The sequence below is a fragment of the Paractinoplanes ovalisporus genome, assembly GCF_016834655.1.
GTDB classification, from domain to species: domain Bacteria; phylum Actinomycetota; class Actinomycetes; order Mycobacteriales; family Micromonosporaceae; genus Actinoplanes; species Actinoplanes ovalisporus.
Genome location: NZ_JAENHP010000002.1, coordinates 142,959 through 165,342, shown reverse-complemented (window position 1 = coordinate 165,342; position 22,384 = coordinate 142,959). Strand labels below are relative to the sequence as shown.

The 22,384-nt window shown below is 71.4% G+C and carries 12 protein-coding genes; 3 read left to right on the top strand and 9 right to left on the bottom strand.

All coding sequences use genetic code 11. The features are described from left to right. Window positions 1-58 precede the first annotated feature (58 nt). Both leuS and JIG36_RS06730 read right to left on the bottom strand, forming a co-directional pair. A complete protein-coding gene (leuS, locus tag JIG36_RS06735; RefSeq protein WP_203375173.1) occupies window positions 59-2,860 on the bottom strand; it encodes a leucine--tRNA ligase in 2,802 nt (933 codons plus the stop codon). Between the two features lie 237 nt (window positions 2,861-3,097). Further along, window positions 3,098-5,971, bottom strand: coding sequence for a M36 family metallopeptidase (locus tag JIG36_RS06730; RefSeq protein ID WP_203375172.1), 2,874 nt, complete (start codon window positions 5,969-5,971; stop codon window positions 3,098-3,100). Between the two features lie 313 nt (window positions 5,972-6,284). Between JIG36_RS06730 and JIG36_RS06725 the strand changes: the two genes are divergently transcribed. The 3 genes from JIG36_RS06725 to JIG36_RS06715 are packed head-to-tail and all read left to right on the top strand — an operon-like array spanning window position 6,285 to window position 11,070. Beyond that, on the top strand, window positions 6,285-7,334 hold the full coding sequence (locus tag JIG36_RS06725; protein WP_203375171.1) for an AAA family ATPase: 1,050 nt from the start codon (window positions 6,285-6,287) through the stop codon (window positions 7,332-7,334). A gap of 2 nt (window positions 7,335-7,336) precedes the next feature. Continuing rightward, window positions 7,337-8,635, top strand: a complete 1,299-nt coding sequence (locus JIG36_RS06720) for a DUF58 domain-containing protein (RefSeq protein WP_203375170.1) — start codon at window positions 7,337-7,339, stop codon at window positions 8,633-8,635. Beyond that, window positions 8,632-11,070, top strand: coding sequence for a transglutaminase TgpA family protein (locus JIG36_RS06715; protein WP_203375169.1), 2,439 nt, complete (start codon window positions 8,632-8,634; stop codon window positions 11,068-11,070). Before JIG36_RS06720 ends, JIG36_RS06715 begins: the two co-directional genes overlap by 4 nt. A 415-nt stretch (window positions 11,071-11,485) precedes the next feature. Here the strand turns inward: JIG36_RS06715 and JIG36_RS06710 are convergent, their stop codons facing one another. The 7 genes from JIG36_RS06710 to JIG36_RS51615 all read right to left on the bottom strand — a co-directional run bounded on the left by JIG36_RS06710 (window position 11,486) and on the right by JIG36_RS51615 (window position 22,279). Continuing rightward, window positions 11,486-11,875 (bottom strand): SCO2097 family morphological protein, encoded by a 390-nt coding sequence (locus JIG36_RS06710; protein ID WP_203375168.1) that lies wholly within the window; start codon window positions 11,873-11,875, stop codon window positions 11,486-11,488. A gap of 100 nt (window positions 11,876-11,975) precedes the next feature. After that, a complete protein-coding gene (gene dinB, locus JIG36_RS06705) occupies window positions 11,976-13,271 on the bottom strand; it encodes a DNA polymerase IV (protein WP_203375167.1) in 1,296 nt (431 codons plus the stop codon). A 392-nt stretch (window positions 13,272-13,663) separates the two neighbouring features. Further along, a complete protein-coding gene (locus JIG36_RS06700; RefSeq protein WP_438870707.1) occupies window positions 13,664-14,824 on the bottom strand; it encodes an alkaline phosphatase family protein in 1,161 nt (386 codons plus the stop codon). A 63-nt stretch (window positions 14,825-14,887) separates the two neighbouring features. Then, on the bottom strand, window positions 14,888-15,634 hold the full coding sequence (locus tag JIG36_RS06695; protein WP_203375166.1) for a methyltransferase domain-containing protein: 747 nt from the start codon (window positions 15,632-15,634) through the stop codon (window positions 14,888-14,890). Window positions 15,635-15,666: 32 nt separating this feature from the next. Then, complete coding sequence (locus JIG36_RS06690; RefSeq protein WP_203375165.1) at window positions 15,667-16,056, bottom strand: SSI family serine proteinase inhibitor; 390 nt, start codon at window positions 16,054-16,056, stop codon at window positions 15,667-15,669. Between the two features lie 32 nt (window positions 16,057-16,088). Beyond that, on the bottom strand, window positions 16,089-19,454 hold the full coding sequence (locus JIG36_RS06685) for an error-prone DNA polymerase (RefSeq protein WP_203375164.1): 3,366 nt from the start codon (window positions 19,452-19,454) through the stop codon (window positions 16,089-16,091). Between the two features lie 134 nt (window positions 19,455-19,588). Further along, window positions 19,589-22,279 carry a DNA polymerase Y family protein gene (locus JIG36_RS51615; protein WP_236046288.1) on the bottom strand — a complete coding sequence of 897 codons (2,691 nt, stop codon included), beginning with the start codon at window positions 22,277-22,279 and terminating at the stop codon, window positions 19,589-19,591. Window positions 22,280-22,384 lie beyond the last annotated feature (105 nt).

The window sequence follows — 22,384 nt, the reverse complement described above, 5'->3', positions numbered from 1 at the left end:
AGCGCAAGCAAAAACCCGCCGTGAGCGACACGGCGGGTTTTTGCTGCGGCGTGACGGGTCAGACGACGACGCTGACCAGGCGGCCGGCGACGACAATGACCTTCTTGGGCTCGCGACCGGCCAGAGCGTCGGCCACCGCGGCCAGCGCCTGCTCGCGCACCTCGGCCTCGGGCGCCGACGGCGACACCTCGACGCGCGCCTTGACCTTGCCGTTGATCTGCACCGGATAGGTGATCGACTCGGCCACCAGCTGCGCCGGGTCGGCCACCGGGAACCCGGTGTAGGCCAGCGTGCCGGAGTGGCCCAGCTTGCCCCACAGCTCCTCGGCCAGGTGCGGCGCGAACGGCGACAGCATCAGCACCAGCGGCTCGACCGCCTCGCGGGAAGCCGACGGCAGCGGGGTCAGCGTGTTCGTCAGCTCGATCAGCTTGGCGATGGCCGTGTTGAACCGCAGCTCGTCCATGTCCTCGCGGACGCCCGCGATGGTGCGGTGCACCTGCTTGCGCACGGCCGGCGCCAGCGGTTCGTCGCCGGTGCGGACGGCACCCGTCTCCTCGTCGACCACCAGACGCCACACGCGCTGCAGGAACCGCTGCGACCCCACGACGGCCCGGGTCTCCCACGGGCGCGAGACGTCCAGCGGACCCATCGCCATCTCGTACACCCGGAACGTGTCGGCGCCGTACTGCTCGCACATCTCGTCGGGGGTGACCACGTTCTTCAGGGACTTGCCCATCTTGCCGTACTCGCGGATCACCTCGACGCCGTCGAAGAAGTACTTGCCGTCGCGCTCGGTGACCTCCTCGGCGGGCACGATGACGCCACGGGAGTCGCGGAACGCGTACGCCTGGATGTAGCCCTGGTTGAACAGCCGGCGGAACGGCTCGAACGACGAGACGTGGCCCAGGTCGTACAGCACCTTGTGCCAGAACCGGGCGTACAGCAGGTGCAGCACGGCGTGCTCGACGCCACCGACGTACAGGTCGACGCCGCCGCAGTCGCCGTCGCGCTGCGGGCCCATCCAGTAGGCCTCGTTGTCCGGGTCGACCAGGGCCTTGTCGTTCGCCGGGTCCAGGTAACGCAGCTCGTACCAGCAGGAACCGGCCCACTGCGGCATGGTGTTGGTCTCACGGGTGTACGACTTCAGGCCGTCGCCCAGGTCCAGCTCGACGTTGACCCAGTCCTTCTTGCGCGACAGCGGCGTCTCGGGCTCGCTGCCGGCGTCGTCCGGGTCGAAGGTGCGCGGCGAGAAGTCGTCGACGTCGGGCAGCACGACCGGCAGCATCGACTCGGGCAGCGCCACCGGCAGGCCGGTCTCGTCGTAGACGATCGGGAACGGCTCGCCCCAGTAGCGCTGCCGGCTGAACAGCCAGTCGCGCAGGCGGAACGTGGTGGCGCCCCGGCCGTGGCCGTGCTGCTCCAGCCAGCTGATCATCTCGGCCTTGGCCTCGACGACGCCCTTGCCGTCCAGCCAGTCGCTGTTGACGGCCACACCCTCGCCGGTGAAGGCGCCCTCGAAACCTTCCGGAGCCTGCACCGTACGGATGATGGGCAGCTCGAAGACCTCGGCGAACTCCCAGTCGCGGGTGTCCTGGCCGGGCACCGCCATGATGGCGCCGGTGCCGTAGCCGGCCAGCACGTAGTCGGCGATGAACACCGGGATGCTCGCGCCGTTGACCGGGTTGGTCGCGAAGGCGCCGGTGAAGACGCCCGTCTTCTCCTTGCCCTCGGTGCGCTGTTCCTCCGTCTTCGCGGCGGCCTCGGCCCGATAGGCCTGGATCGCCTCGGCCGGCGTCGGGTAACCGCCCGACCACTTCGGATTCGTCGAGCCGGGCCACGCGGCCGGAGCGATCTTGTCGACCAGCTCGTGCTCGGGGGCCAGCACCATGTAGGTGGCGCCGAACAGGGTGTCGGGCCGCGTGGTGAAGACGGTGATCGTGTCGGCGCCGACCGTGAAGTCGACGTGGGCGCCGCGGGACCGGCCGATCCAGTTGCGCTGCATCAGCTTGACGGGCTCGGGCCAGTCCAGCGTGTCCAGGTCTTCGACCAGGCGATCCCCGTACGCGGTGATCCGCATCATCCACTGCTTCAGGCTGCGCTGGAAGACCGGGTAGTTGCCGCGCTCGCTGCGGCCCTCGGGCGTGACCTCCTCGTTGGCCAGCACCGTGCCCAGGCCCGGGCACCAGTTGACCGGCGCCTCGCTGACGTAGGCCAGGCGGTGGTCGTCGATCAGCTGGCGGCGCTCGACCGGTGACAGCTCGGCCCAGGGCCGGCCGTCCGGCGTCGGCTTCGACCCTTCCTCGTACGCCGCGATCAGCGTCTCGATCGGACGGGCCTTGCGCACCTGCGGGTCGAACCACGAGTTGAACACCTGCAGGAAGATCCACTGCGTCCACCGGTAGTAGTCCGGGTCGGTGGTCGCGAACGAGCGCCGGTCGTCGTAGGCCAGTCCCAGACGCCGCAGCTGCCCCTTGTACCGCTCGACGTTGGCCGCCGTGGTGACCGCCGGGTGGGTGCCGGTCTGCACCGCGTACTGCTCGGCGGGCAGGCCGAAGGCGTCGAAGCCCATCGGGTGCAGAACGTTGTGGCCGGCCATCCGCTTGTAGCGGGTGTAGCTGTCGGTGCCGATGTAGCCGAGCGGGTGCCCGACGTGCAGACCCGACCCCGACGGGTACGGGAACATGTCCTGCACGTGCAGCTTCGGCGCGCCGGCCCGCGGGTGGCCGGGGTCGGCCAGGTCACCGGACGGGTTGGGCGCGTGGAACGTCCCGTTCTCGGCCCAGTAGGCCTGCCAGCGCGGCTCGATCTCATTGGCCAGCGCGGCCGTGTAACGGAACTTCGGGGTCTCTGACTCGCTCATCGCGGCATCCGTCTTCTCGTCTTGGTGGTGGCGGGGCGTCCGGGCACAAAAAAACCCCTCACGCAGGAGGGGTCGCCGTGCTGTGTCCGCCTGATACGGATCAGCACGGCCGGCTAAGAAGCAGGAACCGCCGAGCCATGGTTTGCATGATACCGGTCGCCGCCCAGGAGCGGCGACCGGTATCGCCCGTGCTGCCTTACACCGCCGGTCCGTGAACCGACAGCATCGCCGTGCTGCTTACGCCGCCGGTCCGTAGACCGACAGCTCGGTGCTGTCGAGGAACACGCAGCCGCTGACTGTCGGCGGCTGGCCGGCCGGGCAGAGGCCCGCGTCCTGGCCCTGCGTGGTCAGCATCGTGTAGCGGACGAACTGGATGCCGTCGCCGGTGCCCGCGGCCAGGGTGACCGGGGTGGGCGTGACGGTGCCGGCCGGGAAGGTGCCGCTCGCGGCGACCGCCCAGGTCGTGCCGTCGACCGAGGTCTCGACGCGGTAGCCACCGGTCGAGGCGGTCTCGTCGTCACCACAGGTGGCGGACGGGTTGACCACGAGCTCGGAGACGTCGACCGCGCCGGAGAGCCGGATCACGGCGTTCTGTCCGGCGTCGGTCTCGGGCACGTCCGAGCCCCAGCCTGAGATCTGCGACTGGTCGATCAGCTGAGCCGGCCCACAGCCGTACGGCGTGTAGTCCGGCCCGGTGAAGCTGACGATCCCGGCGCCGCCCGAGGAGGCGGCCCAGTCCTTGCGGACCGACCAGTTCTCGGTCTTGGTCCCGGAGTTGATCGACAGCGTCTTGACGACCTGGTCGAAGCCGGCGCCGCGCGCGAAGACCTTCGCGTACGTGCCCGGGATGATCCCGGAGATCGTGTAGCTGCCGTCGGCGGCGGTGGTGGCCCGGTAGTCACCGGCGAAGCCCGAGGCGTGACCACCGAACGCGACCGTCAGACCGGCCACCGCGGCGCCCGTGTCCGAGTCCGTCGCCTTGCCCTTCAGCGTGCCCCGCGGCGTGTTGGCCGACGGCGGCATCGAGAAGTCCTCGACCGGCTGCGCGTCGTCACCGTCGATCGCGGCGGCGAAGTAGCCCATGCCCCGCTTGGCGAAGACCTTCCAGATCGTCTTGGCGTTCTTGCCCTTGTTGACGACCAGGTCGGCGGCGAGGATCGAGTTGCGCATGTCCAGGAAGGACGGGTTGGCCGGCGAGAGCTCCATACCGCGCGTCACGATCGACTGCGCGGTCTTGCTGCCGACCGCCTGACGCAGATCCCACAGGGTCTGCGCCCAGATCTCACCGTCGGCGTGCACCTCGGGGCCACCGGCGAAGATCTTGCCGTAGTCGCCGTAGGTGAAGCCGCCGGGACCGGCACCCGGGGTGCCCGGGCAGGCCGTCGACGTCGAGCCGACGGGGCAGTCCAGGGCCTCGTAGCGGATCGTGCTGCCCGCGGTCCAGTACTTGCCGACCAGCACCTCGCCCGGCTTGGCGGTGTCCTTCTCCAGGCCCTTGGCGACCAGGTAGTCCCAGGCGTAGAAGTCGCTCCACGCCTCACCCATCGAGCCGCCCTGCTGGTTGCTCAGCGTCGAGTTGCCGTCGGCGTCGACCACCAGGCGGTTGGACAGGCCGTGGGTGTACTCGTGGAACACCACGTCGGCCTCGTCACCGGTGTTGGCGGCGACCGACTGCGGGCCCGGGCTCAGCAGGTACATCTGCATGGTCGGCGGGATGCCGTCGGGCGGGGTGTTCATGTTGGCGTTGTCGACGTGGTTCGGGTCGGGCAGGCCGTTCGCGGTGTTCGCGCCGTCCATCGCCTGGCCCTGCACGGCGTCGCCGTCCTGCGCCTCGAAGTTGCCGGCGGCCCGGGTGAAGCCGATCGGGCCGGCCTTCAGGTGGTCGTGGAAGGTGCCCAGGAACGTGAACAGCTGCACCGCGTTCTGCTTGCGGTTGGTCTGCCACGAGTTGGGCGTCTCCGGGTCCCACGAGCAGGGGTAGGCGTCCGAGCAGAGGCCACCGACCTCGTCGTTGAAGTCGACGAAGGGGTAGTTCCACGAGCGCACGCCGGAGGGGCCGACCTCTTCCGAGGCGTCCGGCAGGTCGTTGTCGTTGACGTCCGAGTAGACGTGCGCGACGTTGCCGCTCAGGACGCGGGCGTTGTTCGGCAGCCAGCCCTTGGCAGCCAGGTCGACCGGCTGCTGGGTGCCGCCCTTGGCCGCGCCCGGGTAGTTCTGCCACACGTCGGCCCGGTCGTTGGCGATCGTGCTCTTGCGGTAGAGCACCTCGCCGGTGGCCGCGTCGACCACGTGCACGTAGCCCTCGTCGACGGCGATCGTCTGCCAGGCCAGGCGTACGCCGGAAGCGGTCTGGAACCAGACCTGCTTGACGTTGCCCTTGTCGCTGAAGGTGGTCTTGCCGCCGGCGGTGCTGGTGACCTTGGCGGTGGAGGTGCCGAAGACGTCCTTCACGGCGGCGGCGCGCGCGGCGGTGGCGGACAGCTTGGTGGCACCGGCGCTCGACGGCAGCGACTTGAGCGGCGAGCCGTCGACCTGCACCAGCCGGCCGTCCTTGGCGACGTGCGCCTTGAGGCCGTTGCCGAAGACCGGCACGCCGTCGGCCACCTGCACCCAGCTGAGGTGGTGGGTGCCCTCGATGTCGACGTAGTCCTGACGCAGCTCGAGCGTCGCCAGGTCGGCCGCGGTGAGGCCGAAGACCTCGGGGTGGGCCTGGACGTAGTCGAGCGCGATCTTCACCGGCTTCTTGCTGCTCGGCCCGGTGAGGAAGCCGTCCAGCTTCGCCACCCGGCGCGGGGTGCCGGTCGCCCGGTCGATGTCGACGATGCCCTGGACGCCCAGGGAGTCACGCAGCGTGTTGACAGCATTGCCCGACGGCGCCGGAACGACGGCGCGGCTCAGGGTCGCGGTCGGCTGCGCCTCGGCGCGGGCGGCCAGGTTCTGGCGGCTGTCGTAGTCGGCGCGTCGCTGCTGCTTGCTGTCGGTGGCGCCGGTGACTGCGCCGGGTAGTGGCGCGGCCTGCGCCTGCGCGGGCAGCAGCGCTGCCAGCAGGACGACACCGGCGGCCGCCGCCCCGACCCTCCGGGTCGCGGACGGTACGGATAACGGTCTCAATTCAGCCCCTCTCGGCCGGGCTCAGATGCGGCCGCGAGCAGGCCAAACCCCCCGCCGGCCCCACCTCACTTGTGTGGCCCGTCGATGGCTGATGCTCTTGAACATCGGCAAATATAACTAGAGCGATGTCTGATTCTTTACCTATCTGATACTCATGTCCGGTTGACGGTTGTCGAATCAGGCCGATGGCCGACCTCGGCGAGTTGCTGTGATCGGGCTAACCTGTGGGTGACGGGGCGGCTCGTCCGACTTTCGCTGCCCTTTCGCAACGGCTGCCCAAGATGGGGCACGCACACCAACTTGGAGGAGGCCCGTGACAACCCCGACCTGGGACGAGCCCGGTGGACCGATGCCGAACGAGGACTTCCGCGCCGCGACGCAAGCCATCATGGCCAATATCGAACAGGTCATCGAGGGCAAGAGCGCCACGGTCCGCCTCGCTCTGGCGGTTCTGCTGGCCGAGGGCCACCTGCTGATCGAGGACGTGCCCGGCGTGGGCAAGACCAAACTCGCCAAGGCGCTGGCCCGCTCGATCGACTGTTCGGTACGCCGCATCCAGTTCACGCCCGACCTGCTGCCCAGCGACGTCACCGGCGTCAGCGTCTACAACCAGGAGCAGCGCGACTTCGAGTTCAAGCCGGGCGCGGTCTTCGCCAACCTGGTGGTCGGCGACGAGATCAACCGGGCCTCGCCCAAGACCCAGTCGGCTCTGCTCGAGTGCATGGAGGAGCGGCAGGTCACCGTCGACGGCACGACGTACGAGCTGCAGGCGCCGTTCATGGTGATCGCGACGCAGAACCCGATCGAGATGGAGGGCACCTACCCTCTGCCCGAGGCGCAGCGCGACCGGTTCACCGCCCGCATCGCGATGGGCTACCCCGACCCGCGGGCCGAGCTGGCCATGCTGGGCGGCCACGGCGCCCACGACCCGCTGACCGACCTGCGGGCCGTCGCCGACGCCTCGATGGTCCGCCGGCTGATCGCCACCGCGCGCGACGTGCACGCCGCCGAGGCCGTCCAGCAATACGCGATCGCCCTGGTCACCGCGACCCGTGAGGCGCCCGAGATCCGCCTCGGCGCGTCGCCCCGGTCGACCCTGCAGCTGATCCGCACCGCCAAGGCGGTCGCCGCGCTCGAGGGCCGTGACTACGTGCTTCCCGACGACCTGCAGGCGCTGGCCGTGCCCGTTCTCGCGCACCGCATCATCCCGACCGCGGACGCCCAGCTCAACCGCCGGACGACCGACGCGATCGTGTCCGAGATCGTGCACCGCCTGCCGCTGCCGCACGACCGCAACCGCTCGCCGTACGACACCCGCAACAACGCCGGCGGCAACAACCAGTACGAGCCCCGGGGGCGCTGACCATGCGGGAGGCCTTGCGAGGTCTGACCACGCGCGGCCGATCGTTTCTCGCGGCGGCCGCCGCGGCGGGCATCTCCGCGATCATCCTCGGCGAGCGTGACCTGCTGCGGGTGGCGGTCCTGCTCGCCGCGCTGCCGCTGCTGGCCGCGGCCTACGTCGGCCGCAGCCGTTACAAACTGGCCTGCACCCGCTCGCTCGACCCCGGCCGCGCGCCGGTCGGGTCGAGTGCGCGGGTGATCCTGCGCCTGCAGAACATGTCCCGCCTGCCCACCGGCACCCTGCTCCTCGAGGACCGGCTCCCGTACGCGCTGGGCAGCCGCCCCCGGGTGGTGCTGGAACGGCTCGGCTCGCACCAGGCCAGCAGCGTGGCCTACACGGTGCGGGCCGACGTGCGGGGCCGCTACCCGATCGGCCCGCTGGTGATCCGGCTGACCGACCCGTTCGGCCTGTGCGAGCTGACCCGCTCGTTCCCGAGCGTCGACAAGCTCACCGTCATCCCGCAGGTGGTCACGCTCCCCTCCGTACGGCTGGCCGGCGAATACGCGGGCACCGGCGAGAGCCGCGCCCGGTCGGTGGCCGTGCACGGCGAGGACGACGCCGCCACCCGCGAATATCGGCGCGGCGACGACCTGCGACGGGTGCACTGGCGGTCCACGGCCCGCACCGGCGAGCTGATGGTGCGCCGCGAGGAGCAGCCCTGGGAGAGCCGGGCCACCGTGGTGCTCGACACCCGGGTCTACGCCCACCGCGGCGAGGGCCCCACGGCCAGCTTCGAGTGGGCCGTCTCGGCCACCGCCAGCATCGCCATGCACCTGCGCGCCGCCGGCTACAAGCTGCGTCTGGTCACCGGCTCGGGCGTCGACATCGACGCCGCCGAGGCGACCGGCGAGGGCGTCATCCTCGACACCCTGGCCGACGTCAAGCTCGCCCAGAACGGCGACATCTCGGTGCTGGTCGAGCAGGTCCGCCGCCGCTCCGACGGCGGCCTGGTGATCGGCATCTTCGGCGCGCTCACCGTGCCCGAGGCCGAGCTGCTGGCCCAGCTACGCGGCAACGGCGCCACCTGCATCGGCTTCGCCATCGACAGCTCGACCTGGGTCAACCTCTCCCCCGGCGAACGGTCGGAGTCCGACCGTGAACACTCGGCGGCCGCGCTGGCCCTGGTGCACAGCGGCTGGCGCTCGGTGCCGGTCGTGCACGGGTCGACGCTGCCCGCGCTGTGGCCGGCGGCCGCGCGCGGCTCCAGCGGCTTCGCGTGGCGGGCGGCCATGGCCGAGACGGTGGGCGGGGTGATCCGATGAGCGGCCGTCGTCGTCTCGGGCTGGTCGCGGCGGGTTCCACCCTGCTCGCGGCCGCGCCCATCGTGTCGATCTTCGACAGCTACACGTGGCTGATGCAGTGCCTGCTCACGGTGGGTCTCATCGCCGGTGCCGCGGTCGGCGCCCGCACGCTGCGGTTCCCGTCGTGGGCCCAGGCGCTCAGCATGATCCTGGTGCTGCTGCTGACCCTGACCTGGCTGTTCCCCAGCGGCGAGGAATTCCTGATCCCGACGCCGTCCACGTTCGGCCACTTCGCCGACCTGTTCACCCAGGCCGGGCAGGACACCCGGTCGTACGGGGTGCCCGTGCCCGACCGCGACGGCCTGCTGTTCGTCACGGTGCTCGGCATCGGCGCGGTGGCGATCGTGGTCGACCTGCTGACCGTGGTCGCGCGCAAACCCGCGCTGGCCGGCCTGCCGATGCTGGCGATCTACTCGGTCCCGGTCGCGGTCTATGTCGAGAGCGTGCCGGTGCTGCCGTTCATCATCGGCGCCTTCGGTTTCCTGTGGCTTCTGGTCAGCGACAACATCGACCGCGTACGGCGGTTCGGCCGCCGCTTCACCGGCGACGGGCGCGACGTCGACGTGTGGGAGCCCTCCCCGCTCGCCGCCGCCGGCCGCCGCCTCGGCGTGATCGGCGTGGTCGCGGCCGTGCTGCTGCCCCTGCTCGTCCCCACGGTCAGCGGCGGGCTGCTCTCGCGGCTCACCCAGACCGGTACCGGGGTCGGCGTCGGCCCGGGCAACGGCACCGGCGGGCGGATCAACCTGTTCGCCTCGCTGAGCGGCCAGCTGACCCGCACCGACCAGGTCGAGCTGGTGCGGCTCAAGACCGACGAGCAGACCCCGTACTACCTGCGGTTCGGCGTGGCCGACCAGCTCACCAACAACGGGTTCGGAAGCCGTACGCCCAACGGGGAGAGCATCACCCAGGGCCTGCCCGACCCACGGAACGGGACAGCCACCACCAACCTCCGGCAGTACCGCGCCGAGGTGCAGGTCACCGAGAGTCTCCAGCAGGGCATGCTGCCGCTCTACCAGAACACGGTGGGCGTCGACGGCCTGCAGAGCGGCTGGAACTTCGACGACAACCAGCAGGTCGTCTTCTCGAACCGGCGGTCCACCCGGGGTCTGACCTACACGTTCGACTACGTGCGGGCCCGGCCCACCGCCGCCCAGCTGCGGCAGGCGGAACCACTCAACCCGGACGACCCGATCGTGCGGCTCAACACGGCGCACCCCGACGACCAGTCGGTCACCAACCTGGTGCGGCGGCTCACGGCGGGCAAGACGACCGAGTACGACAAGGCGCTGGCGCTCTACGAGCACTTCTCGGCGAAGAACGGCTTCACCTACCGGCTGTCGACGCAGCCCGTCGGCGCCAGCTCCGAGATCGCGGCGTTCCTCAACACCAAGGTCGGCTACTGCCAGCAGTACGCGGCGGCGCTGGCCTGGATGGCGCGCGAGGCCGGGATCCCGGCCCGGGTGGCGTTCGGCTTCACCCGGGGCCAGCGCGACGGCGACACGTACGTGATCACCAACCGCAACGCCCACGCCTGGACCGAGATCTACCTGCGCGGCTTCGGCTGGATCCCGTTCGACGCCACCCCGGCGGCGAGCGTGACCGGCGCGGCCCGCTCCGACTACGCGCCCGACGTCGACCTGCCCACGCAGGCCCCGACGTCAACGGAGTCGGCGGCGGCGCCGGGCGTGGACCCGTCCGCGTCGGGTGGTGGCCTGGAGCGGCCCGACCGGCCCGACTTCAACGACTCCGGCACAGCCGGCGCGCTCGGCGACGAGACCGGCGGCACGTCCGGCACGGCCCTGCTGATCATCGGTCTGGCCGCCCTGTTGCTGGCGTTGCTGCTGGTGCCGGCGTTGCGCCGGGTGCTGCTGCGGCGTCACCGGCACGCGGCCACGGTCCCCAGGGATCCGAAGGTCACCAAGCTCAGCGGCCCCGACGACATCGTGGTCACGACCGAGACCGTGAAGGCGCGGGCCGACGCGCACGCGGCCTGGGACGAGCTGATGGACACGATGGTCGACTTCCGGATCCCGATCGACCCGACCGAGACGCCCCGGGTGACGGCGCAACGCCTGATCAAGGACGCGGTGCTGCTCGACGAGCCCGCCTCGGCGGCGACGCTGCTCGGCACGGCGGAAGAGCGGGCGCGCTATGCCCGCAAGCCGCTGGTGGGTGGCGAGCTGACGACGGCGCTGGGGCAGGTGCGCAAGGGGCTGGCCCGGTCGGCCAACCGGCGTACCCGTATCAACGCGGTCCTGCTGCCGCCGTCGGTGCTGATGCGCTGGCGGCTCGGGCTGGCCGAGGCGTCGGCCCGCATGGTCGGGGTCGGAGGTCGCCTGCGCGAGGTTCTGGCGAAGGCCAGTCCGCGGCGGTTGCTCCCGCACCGGGGGCGCTGACCCGCTCCCTTGACGAGAAATGCCGCTCCCCTGGTGGGGGCGGCATTTTTCATACCCCGGCCGGCAGTGCCTCGCGGCCGCCCGGTCCGGTGCGCTGCGCTCCCGCCTGGGCCGCGGTGCCCTGCCTGCTGCTCTCTCGCCCGGGCCGCTCGGTGTCCAGCGCGGAGCGCTGCGTGGTGCCCGGCCTACTGCGCTCCCGCCGCTGCGTTCCCGCCCGGCCTACTGCGCTCCCGCCGCCGCGCTCCCGCCGCTGCGTTCCCGCCCGGTCTGGTGCACTCCCGCCCCGCTTTCGGGCGCAGGAATGACCGATGGCGGCCGGCGGCCGCCATCATCGGTGGTCTCCCCGGCGGGCCGGGACTCGGTTGTGCCGAGACCGCGGCTGACAGCGATGTTCAGCCGCGGGTCTGCGGGTTCGTCAGCGGTGTCCTTCGGGACGCTGGCGCCAGCGGTCCTCGAGGCGGTCAATGAAACCGGCCTTGCGGGTCTGACGGGTGCGACGCGTCGCTGTGCCGCCCACGGCGTGCAGGTCGGCCGGGGCCGAACCCTTGCGGCGGGACTGCATCGCGAACGCGGCCGAGCCCAGCATGACCACGAAGCCCGCGACACCCAACGGTGTGTTGCTGCTGACCGTGCCATAGACGACCAGCGCTAGGCCAAGGACGATGACGAACGCGGCGACCAGCAGCCGGCGCCGTGCGTGAAAACGCGGGTCGCTGGCCCGCACAGCCGAGGCGAACTTAGGGTCCTCGGCAAGCGACCGCTCGATCTGATCGAACAGCCGCTGCTCGTGCTCCGAGAGCGGCACGGCATTCCTCCCCGGGCGCAAATCCAACCCCCCAGGCGGGGTCGGGGTGTCACTAAGGTAAGTGGCGCGGGACAGCCGTCGGCTGCCTTACCGAGCAAGTCTACGAGGGGGTTGGCGGGTCGGAAAGCGGGACGACCGTCGAGTGCGGGTGATTTTCGGTTCTTCGCAGATCGCTTCGTCCCAAAAGACTGGCCGGACCGACGCTCGTATGACCGAAACGGGCGATTACGGCGTCCCTGGCCGCTTCCGCCTCGCGCCAGCCATGCTCCGGTTCACCCAGGCTGAGCTGCCGAGACGTGGTGGCGGCGGGAGTCAGGCCCTCGACCCGGACCCCGACGAGCCGGATGTGGTCGCTCGCCCCGAGGGCACGGAACAGCGACCAGGAGATCTCAAAAATCTCATGGGACACATCGGTGCTCGTGGGCATCGTGCGTGACCGGTTGACCGTGCGGAAGTCGGCCAGGCGCACCTTGATCGCCACCGTACGTCCGACGAAGCCGCTCGCCCGCAGCCGCGCCCCGACCTTGTCGGCCAGCGCGAGCATGCTCTTGCGCAGCACCTCGGGGTCGGCCACGTCGACGTCGAAGGTCATCTCGGCGCCGATCGACTTCTCCTCCCGCTCGGGACTGACCCGGCGGGAGTCGCGGCCCCACGACAGCTCGTGCAGGTGGGTGGCGGCGGCCTCGCCCAAAGCGCCGCGCAGCATGCCGGCCGGGGCGTGCGCGATCTCGCCGACCGTGGTCAGCCCGAGGCGCCGCAGGGTCTCGGCCGCGCGCTCGCCGACTCCCCACAGGGCGTCGACCGGCAGCGGATGCAGGAAGTCGAGCACGAGCCCGGCCGGAACGACGATCAGCCCGTCGGGCTTGGCCCGGGTCGAGCCGAGCTTGGCCACGAACTTGGTCGGCGCGACCCCCACCGAGCAGGTGAGCCGCTGCTCGGCCTGCATGCGGCGACGGATCAGCCGGGCGATCTCGACCGGGCGGCCGAGAAGCCGCTGGGCGCCCGCCACATCGAGGAACGCCTCGTCGGACGAGAGCGGCTCGACCAGCGGTGTGACGTCACGGAAGATCGCCATGACGGCCTCGGACGCCTCGCCGATGGCCGGGCCGTCGACGGGCAGGAAGATGCCCCGCGGGCAGAGCGCGCGGGCCCGGGCGGTGGGCATCGCACTGCGTACGCCGAAGCGCCGGGCCTCATAGCTGGCCGAGCTGACCACCCCACGGGGCCCGACCCCGCCGACGATCACGGGTCGGCCGCGCAGCTCGGGCCGGGCCCGGACGGCGACCGAGGCGAAGAACGCGTCCATGTCGACGTGCAGGATCGTGCAGCCCGCGTCGTCGGCCCCCGGCCCGAATCGCGGGTCACGCCCCCTCGGCACAGCCTGGCTACGTCCCACGCCCAGGAGGCTAGCCGCACCCTCCGACAAGATCGCCCAGCCGGCCCGGACAAAACAGCCGTAAGCCGCGAAAGGTCAAGATCGCCTGTACGGCCATCCCTAACCCCCACCCACCTCGGGGACTGGTGGGGTGAGAGTACGCGCTTGTCAAGGGCCGGGGCCCGCTTCATCCACAGTGGCGGGATGTCCGGATCACGGGTTGTCCACAGGTCAGTGGGCCGCCAGCAGAAAGGCCCCCAGATCAGCGGCGGTCACCATGCGAGACCCCCAGGACAGCACGTGTTCACGATGCAGGCGCAGAACAGCACGTGACCACGACGCAGACCCGCAGGACAACACGTGACCACCGTGCCGGCCCGCGGGCGGACACGATCACCGTGCGACTCGCGAGGTCAACGGGCGATCAACAACGGGATCTGCATCTCGGCGGCCGTAACTGAGCCGTGGTAGGCGATCAGACGGCCGACCGAGGGTGGCTCCCAGCCGCCGGCCAGGCTGATCGTGCGGCCCTGGCAGATGACCACCACCTCGCCGATCCGGGAGCGGTGGGCGGCGGGCACCGGGCCGAACCAGCCGCCGTCGATCGCCTCCTCGCGAGTCAGCACCCAGGCGCGGTCGGCGAAGACGGAACGCCAAGCCGCCACCACGTCGTCGCGGGCGCCGGGGGCCGTGTAGAGGTAACGGACCCGGGGCTCGCCGGCCACCCCGGCCACTCCGGCCTGCAGATCCGGAATGTCGGCCATGTCGATTCGTTCGTCGGGCGGGACATTCAGCTGGCCGTGGTCGGCGATCACCAGCAGGGCCGAGCGGGGCGGCAGGCCGTGGACCAGGCGGTCGACCAGGGCGTCGACCCCGCGGGCGGCCTCACGCCAGGACGGGGAGTCGACGCCGTCCTCGTGACCGCGTTTGTCGAGTTCGCCGTGGTAGCCGAAGACCAGGGACCGAGGCGTGGCGGCCAGGGCCGACAGCATCAGGTCGGCGGTCTCGGCGCCCTCGGACGCGCCTATGTAACGGACGCCGCGGAAGCCGGCCTCGGTCAGGCCGCTGCCCTCGAACTCGGGGCGGCTCACCTCGGTCACGGCGACCCCGGCCGCGGCGGCGGTCTCGAAACGGGTCGGTACCGGCTGCCAGGATCGCGGGTCCGGGTCGTCGGCCCAGTGGATGTGGTTGAGCACCCGGCCGTCGGGCCGCCGCACGGTGAAGCCGAGGATGCCGTGGGCGCCCGGCGGTGTCCCGGCCCCCAAGGTGGTCAGGCTGACCGGTGTGGTTGAGGGGAAACCGGCGGTCACCGTACGGGCGCCGGCCGCGAGTTGGGCGGTCAGGGGTGCGTACGGGGAAATGACCGGGATCTGATGGGCACCGAGCCCGTCGACCAGCAGCACCCCGATGCGGTCGACACCCTCCAGGCGCTCCCGCAGGCCCAGCACGTCCGTTGCTCCGGGCACGCCGAGCAACGCGGACACGCTGGGCAGCACGTCGGCCAGGCTGGCGGTGCCGTACGCGGGACGGACCGGCTCGAACGCCGACGCGGGCAGGCGGTCGTCGGGCACCACGAGCGGCTGAGCAGTCACGTCGGATATCCGATCACGCCACGCGCGACCACGCGAGACGAACGGTCAGGGCTTGCGGGCGAACAGGTGCAACTGCGAGGCGATGTCGCGGAACGGCGGCTGCGAGGACAGTTCGATCTCGAGGTCGAGCAACGCCTGCGGGTCCTCCTCGACGACGGCCGCGGGCAGCAGGTCGGCCAGGACACGTACGCCATGGGTCTGCTCCACCCCCAGCCCGGCCGAGCTGAGCAGCGCCGTCGCGCTCTCGGCGTCGTAGCGCCGGCGCAGGGTGTCGCGAGCTCCGGCGCGGCCCTCGGGATCGGCCGCGACCGCCGCCGCCGCGCGCAGGTGACCGTTGATCGCCCGGCCCAGGATCGCGGCCGCCTTGCTCGCCACCAGCACACTCGCGGCCCCGCCGGGGCGCAGCGCGGCGGCGATGGCGGCGACCACCCCGGCCGGGTCGTCGACGACCTCGAGCACGGCGTGGCAGAGGATGAGGTCGGCGCTTCCGGGTTCGACCAGGCCGGCCAGCGCGTCGCCGTCGCCCTGCACGGCGCGGACCCGGTCGGCAACCCCGGCGTCGGCGGCCCGGCGGGTCAGCGCGGCGAGCGCGTCGGGGCTGGCGTCGACCACGGTGACGGTGTGTCCCGCCTCGGCCAGCGGCACGGCGAACCCGCCGGTGCCCCCGCCGACGTCCAGCACGGTCAGCTCGCGGCCGTTCTGCCGCTCCAGCTCGCGGCGCAGCACCGCCCAGACGGCGGCGGTGCGGGCGGAGACGAGCGGGCGCGAGGTCCGCGTCGATGCGATTTCCACACGGGCAGCGTAACGGCAGGTCGGTGCGGCACTCAGAACCGGAACAGCTCCCCGGTGGCGCGGCGCATCTCGCAGGTGTTGCCGTAGCGGTGCTTCCAGCTCACCACGCGGCCCTGCCAGACGCCGCTGAGCTCGGCCGTCACCGGCTTGTAGAGCAGGATGCAGGCGGTCGTGGCGGGCTTGATCCGGTCCGGGTCGGCGTCCACCCGGGCCAGCGTCGCGCAGGCCTCGACCGGCTTGGGGTGGCCGCCACCGGGCGGGTCGCAGCTGAGCTCGACCGCCGTCGCGAAACCGGCGTCAGCGACGTAACTGAGCTTCACCTCGCTACCGGTTGGGCGCGGGGCCGACCCGTACGTGGGCTTGGGGTCGGGAAGCGGGCCGAGGACGGCCGTGAGTGAGGCAGCAAGCAGAAGCGGAAGCATGCCACTAAAGGTATAAAATCGGGCAAGTCCGATCAGCGGAAGTCCCGGGAGGCCGGCGACACCGGCGGCGTGACCGCTTCGAGCCGGTCGGCGACCAGGTTGAGCACACCCTCCGCCTTCTCCAAGCGGCCGCGCACGATCAGCGCCGTGCTGGTCCGCCCCACCCGCCGGTAGCGCTGCCACAGACCGGGCGAGCAGGTCACGTTGAGCATGCCGGTCTCGTCCTCCAGGTTCACGAAGGTCACGCCGCCCGCGGTGGCCGGCCGCTGCCGGTGGGTGACGATGCCGCCGACCCGGATGCGGGTGCCGGCCTCGACCCGGCCCAGCCGGTTGATCGGGATCGCGCCGGCCCGGTCGAGGTCGGCCCGGATGAACTGGGCCGGGTGCGAGTCCGGCGACAACCCGGTGGCCCAGACGTCGGCGACCAGTTCGTCGACCGCGCTCATGCCGGGCAGCATCGGCGCGTCGGTGCCGGTCACGGTTCCGGGCAGGCGGTCGGGGCGGTCCTGCGCGGCGGCCCCGGCGGCCCACAGGGCTTCCCGGCGGGAGAGCCCGAAACCCGCGAACGCGTCGGCGGTGGCCAGGGCCTCCAGGTGAGCGGTGGAACATCCGGTGCGGCGGGCCAGGTCGGTCATTCCCCCGTACGGACCGTTGGCGCGCCTCTCCTCCTCGATCCGCTCGGCCAGGTCGTCGCCCAGGGTGCGGATGCTGGCGAGTCCCTGCCGGACGGCCGGGCCACCCAGACCCCACGCGTGCGGGGGCTCGTCCACGCCGGCGCCCCAGCGGGTCTGCGGCGTCGACTCGAGGGTGGCCTTGGCGTCGCTCAGGTTGATGTCGGGCCGCCGCACCTCGACCCCGTGCCGGCGGGCGTCGTCGACCAGCGACTGCGGCGAATAGAAACCCATCGGCTGGGCGTTGAGCAGCGCCGCGCAGAAGGCCGCCGGGTGGTACCGCTTCAGCCACGCGCTGGCGTACACGAGATAGGCGAAGCTCATCGAATGGCTTTCCGGAAAGCCGTAACTGGCGAACGCGGAAAGCTTCACGAACAGGTCGTCGGCCAGCTCGCCGGTGATGCCGTTGGCGGCCATTCCCTCGTACAGGCGGCCCTTGATCTGCTCCATCTTCTCGACCGACCTTTTTGATCCCATGGCCCGGCGCAACTGGTCGGCCTCGGACGGCGCGAAACCCGCCACGTCGATCGCGAGCTGCATGAGCTGCTCCTGGAAGAGCGGCACACCGAGCGTCTTCTCGAGCGCGTTGCGCATCAGCGGATGCGGATAGGTGACCTCTTCCAGACCGTTCTTGCGCCGGATGAACGGGTGCACCGAACCGCCCTGGATCGGGCCCGGGCGAATGAGCGCGACCTCGACCACCAGGTCGTAGAAGACGCGCGGTTTGAGTCGCGGCAGCGTCGCCATCTGGGCCCGGCTCTCCACCTGGAAAACGCCCACCGAATCGGCGCGGCAGAGCATTTCGTAGACCTGGTCGTCGGTCAGGTCCATGGTGGAGATGTCCAGATCAGATTCGATCATTTCGTACGCGTACCGCAGCGCCGACAGCATGCCGAGTCCCAGCAGGTCGAACTTGACGAGCTCGATCGCCGCGCAGTCGTCCTTGTCCCACTGCAGCACCGTGCGGCCCGGCATACGCCCCCACTCGACCGGGCACACCTCGATGATCGGGCGGTCGCAGATCACCATGCCGCCCGAGTGGATGCCCAGGTGGCGGGGGAAGTTCTGCACCTGGTTGGCGAACTCGACCACCTGCTCCGGGATGTCCTCGACGTCGACCGTGGCCACGCTCCCCCACCGGTCGATCTGTTTGCTCCACGCGTCCTGCTGCCCCGGCGAGAAGCCGAACGCCTTGGCCATGTCCCGCACCGCCGACCGCGGCCGGTACGAGATGACGTTCGCGACCTGGGCCGTGTGCTCGCGGCCGTGCAGCTGGTAGACGTGCTGGATGACCTCCTCGCGGCGGTCCGACTCGATGTCGACGTCGATGTCGGGCGGGCCGTCGCGTTCCGGGGCCAGGAACCGCTCGAACAGCAGGTTGTGCGCCACGGCGTCCACATTGGTGATCCGCAGCGCGTAACAGACGGCGGAGTTGGCCGCGCTGCCCCGCCCCTGGGCATAGATGCCCTGGTCACGGCAGAACTCGACGATGTCGTACACGACCAGGAAGTAGCCCGGGAACCCCAGCTCCTCGATCATCCGGAGCTCGTACTCGATCTGCTCGTACGCCTTCGGGTGCGCCTGGGGCGGGCCGTACCGGTCGCGGGCGCCCATCATGGTCAGCTCACGCAGCCAGCTCATCTCGGTGTGGCCGGGCGGGATCGGGAAGTCGGGCAGCCGCGGCGCGACCAGGTTGAGGTCGAACGCGAGGTCCTCACCGAACATGGCGGCGTTGGCCACCGCACCCGGCCAGGCGGCGAACCGGCGGGCCATCTCGTCGCCGCTGCGCAGGTGGGCGGCGCCGGCCGCGGGCAGCCAGCCCTCGATCTCGTCGAGGCTGCGCCGGGAGCGGACGGCGGCCAGCGCGGTCGCCAGACGACGGCGGCCCGGGGTGGCGTAGTGCACGTTGTTGGTGGCGACGACGTGCAGCCCACGACTCTGGGCGAGCGCGTAGAGGGCGTCGTTGCGGTCGTCGTCGTACGGGTCGCCGTGCGAGGTCAGCTCGACGGCGACGCCTTCACGACCGAACAACGAGACCAGACGATCCAGCTCGTACGCGGCGGCCTCGATGCCGTCGGTGGCCAGCGCCAACGGGACCGGGCCCTTGCGGCAGCCGGTGAGAACCAGCACGTGATCGCGCAGGGTGGCCGCGATGTCCTCCAGATCCCCGTACTCCGGTTTGCCCTTCTCCCCACCGGCGAGCTGGCCGCGGGACAGGGTGGCGGCCAGACGCGCGTACCCCTCGTGCCCGTGCGCCAGGGCGAGCAGGTGCCGGCCCTCCGGGTCGGGTTCGCCGTTCTGCGGTTTGCTCAGGTCGAGCGAGAGTTCGGCCCCGAAAATCGTGGGCAGGTCGAGCTCGCGCGCGGCCTGCGAGAACCGGACCACACCGTAGAAGCCGTCATGATCGGTGACGGCCAGCCCGTGCAACCCGAGCCGGGCCGCCTCCTCGGCCAGTTCCTCGGGGTGACTGGCCCCGTCGAGGAAACTGAAATTCGTGTGACAGTGCAGTTCCGCGTACGGGGTGAGGTTGCGCTGCCGCACAAAGGCGGGCGCCTCGTACGCCTGACGTTTGCGCGACCAGGCCGGCGAGTCCCCGCCGTCGGCGTCGACGGCGAGCGGGTCGACAACCGGGTGCAGGTGACGCTGGTCCCTGGTCTCGACCCGCTTGTTTCCGGAGAGGCTCTTCTCCAGGTCGCTCCACGACATCCTGGGGTTATGAAAGCCCACTGACCACTCCTCGGTGTTCGGGTCGCTGCGCCCGCTGGTCGGGTCGCTTCCGCGCCCGCTGTTCGGGTCGCCTCCGTGGCCGGTGCTCGGATCGCCTCCGCGCCCGCTGCTCGGATCGCCTCTGTGGCCGGTGCTCAGTCATAGATCGCCTCCACGGACCAGTGACCGCCGGAGAGGCTGAGCAGAAAGGCCCGCCCGTCCTCCAGAACCATCTGGAACCGGGCCCGCCGCCGCGATTCGTCCGTGGCCCACCAGCGCTCGTCCACCGGCCACGGCCCGGCCCATCCCGTCACGGCAACCGGCCGTCCCCGCTCGATGACCAGCGCGGCCGGCGCACCGGTGAGCTCGAGCCGGGCACTGACCCCGACCGGATTCCCGTCCCGGTCGATCACCACCGCCGGAAGCCCCCGGGCCAGCACCAACGCGGGCGCCGGCTTGGGAAGCCGCCCCGGCCACGGCGGCAGCACGGCCTTCTTCGCGCGCCGCCCTTGAGTGGGCTTGGCCTCCGCTCGCGCGGCTGGGACCGGCTTCGCTTCCACACGTGCGGCTGTATCGCGGGCGGGGACCGGCTTTGCGTCCGCTCGGGCGGCCGCATCAGGGACGGGAAACGGCGCTGCCTCCACACGTGCGGCTGTATCGCGGGCGGGGACCAGCTTTGCGTCCGCTCGGGCGGCCGCATCAGGGACGGGGAACGGCGCTGCCTCCACGCGCGCGGCCGCGTCGGGGGCGGGGACCAGCTTTGCGTCCGCTCGGGCGGCCGCATCGGGGACGGGGAACGGCGTTGCCTCCACACGTGCGGCCGCGTCGGGGGCGGGGAACGGCGTTGCCTCCGCTCGCGCGGCCGTCCCTACGTTTGACGACCCGGCATCCGCACGCGCCCGGCTCGACGCTTCCTCCTCTTTCTCCGGCCCTCTCCCCTCTTTCGCACGGGACAAATCCGAAATAGACCCCCTGCCCCTCTTATCGGGCGAGCGGCGGGATCGATGGTCCGCCATGGCGAGTACCGCGGCACCACCGGACAGATCGGAGTCGCCGCCGCGGAGGGCCGACCGAGACTCAAGCGGAGCAGTCTCCTCCACATCGGCGACCGACCCGGTGCGCGCAAGCGGAGTAGGTGCCTCCACATCGGAAACCGGCTCAGGATGCGTAAGTGGAACCGGTGCCTCCGAATCGGGGACCGGCTCCGGACGCACGGGCGAAACGGGAACCAGCGAGGCGGGCGCTTGCGGGACGGAGACCGGCTCCGGACGCACGGGCGGGGTGGGAACTTGCGGGTCGGGGACCGGCTCCGGACGTACGGGCGGGGTGGGAACTTGCGGGTCGGGGACCGGCTCCGGACGTAGGGGCGGGGTGGGAACTTGCGGGGTGGAGACCGGCTCCGGACGTAGGGGCGGGGTGGGAACTTGCGGGGTGGAGACCAGCTCCGGACGTAGGGGCGGGGTGGGAACTTGCGGGGTGGAGACCAGCTCCGGACGTACCGGTGAAGTGGGAACTTGCGGGGTGGAGACCAGCTCCGGACGTACGGGAAACGGGTCTTGATCCTGGGTCAGCGACAAAGAGGGCTGGACGTCGTGGGACAGGAGGGGGACGGTTTTGATTCCGGGGACCGGGTCGGTGTGGGGGGCCGCGGGGCGGTGGGGGTCGCGTTCGTCGCCCCAGGGGATCAGGCGGATCTGGTCGTCGGCGTTGCGGCCGCCGGTCAGTACGGGAGTCACCACGGATTCGGGGCCAAGCAGGCCCTGCACCCGGCTGAACGCGCGGTGGGCACGATCGCGGTCGGCGCCGGCGTCGCCCCACAGGCCGGGCTGGAGTCCCAGGTGGACCAGCACGCCGTCGGGGATCAGGCGCAGCCGCACCAGGCCGGCGGTGGGACGGGCGGGCGCTCCGCGACGGGCGCCGGTGAGCCAGCCGTCGAGTTGCCAGCGGACCCGTTCGGCGATGGCGGCCGACGTCAGGGTGCCGTCGTGACGCCAGACGCGGTGCAGCTCCTGACCGTTCGCGGTGACCGCTTCGATGCCGAGGCGGGTGCAGGCCAGCCCGTACGCGGAAAGCCTGTCATGCAGTCTCTCGGCGAGCGCGCGCCCGGCGAAGGCGGCCACGTCCACCCGTTCCAGCGGCTCGTCGTAGGTCTCCGTGACCTCCAGGTCGGGCGGGGGCCGGCGCACGGCGAGCGGCCGATGGTCGAAACCCGCCGCCAGCCGGTGCGCGAGGGCGCCGTCGAAGCCGAAGCGGGTCATGACGTCACCGGCCGGCAGCGCCGCGAACTCGCCCAGCGTCTTGATGCCGAGCCGCTTGAGGAGGTCGGTCAGTTCGGGGCGTTCGATTGCTTCGATCGGCTGTTCCCGCAGGAAAGCGGCCGTCTCCCCGGGCGGAATCACCCGGCCGGCCCGGGCCGCGAGCCCGGCCGCGAACCCGCCTTCGGCGATGCCGACCTGACTCTCCACCGCGCAGGCCTCGGCGACCTGTTCGACGATCCGCTCGGCGGCGGCCTCCTCCCCGCCGAAGTAGCGGGACGGCCCCCGCGCGGCGACCGCACACGCGCCCGGCCGGATCACTTCGACGCCGACCGCGACTTCTTCGACGGCCGCGACAACCGGTTCGAACGCGCGCGCGTCCCGGCCCGGATCATGCTCGACGGCTTCGACCTGGGGGCACCGGCTCTGAGCTTCCCGGCGACGCAACCCACGCCGTACGCCCTCCTGCCGCGCCGCCTCCGAGCAGGCGATCACGCGGTTGCCGTGCAGCACGATGACCGGTTTCACGGCCGGCACCCCGAGCACGATCTCGGCCGCGATGACCGGCCAGTCCGGACACCAGAGCAGCATGGTCCGGGCCCCGACCGTCCCCGCCACGGCCCGGCTGCCGGCTTCCTGAGCCGCCACGTCACATCACCGCCGGCACCGGAGGGTGGTGCTCCGCTTTCTTCCCGG

Coding starts and splice junctions, on each gene's coding strand:
- leuS (WP_203375173.1), bottom strand. CDS start 2,860: ATGAGCGAGTCAGAGACCCCGAAGTTCCGTTACACGGCCGCGCTGGCC.
- JIG36_RS51615 (WP_236046288.1), bottom strand. CDS start 22,279: ATGCTGCTCTGGTGTCCGGACTGGCCGGTCATCGCGGCCGAGATCGTG.
- JIG36_RS06720 (WP_203375170.1), top strand. CDS start 7,337: ATGCGGGAGGCCTTGCGAGGTCTGACCACGCGCGGCCGATCGTTTCTC.
- JIG36_RS06715 (WP_203375169.1), top strand. CDS start 8,632: ATGAGCGGCCGTCGTCGTCTCGGGCTGGTCGCGGCGGGTTCCACCCTG.
- JIG36_RS06690 (WP_203375165.1), bottom strand. CDS start 16,056: ATGCTTCCGCTTCTGCTTGCTGCCTCACTCACGGCCGTCCTCGGCCCG.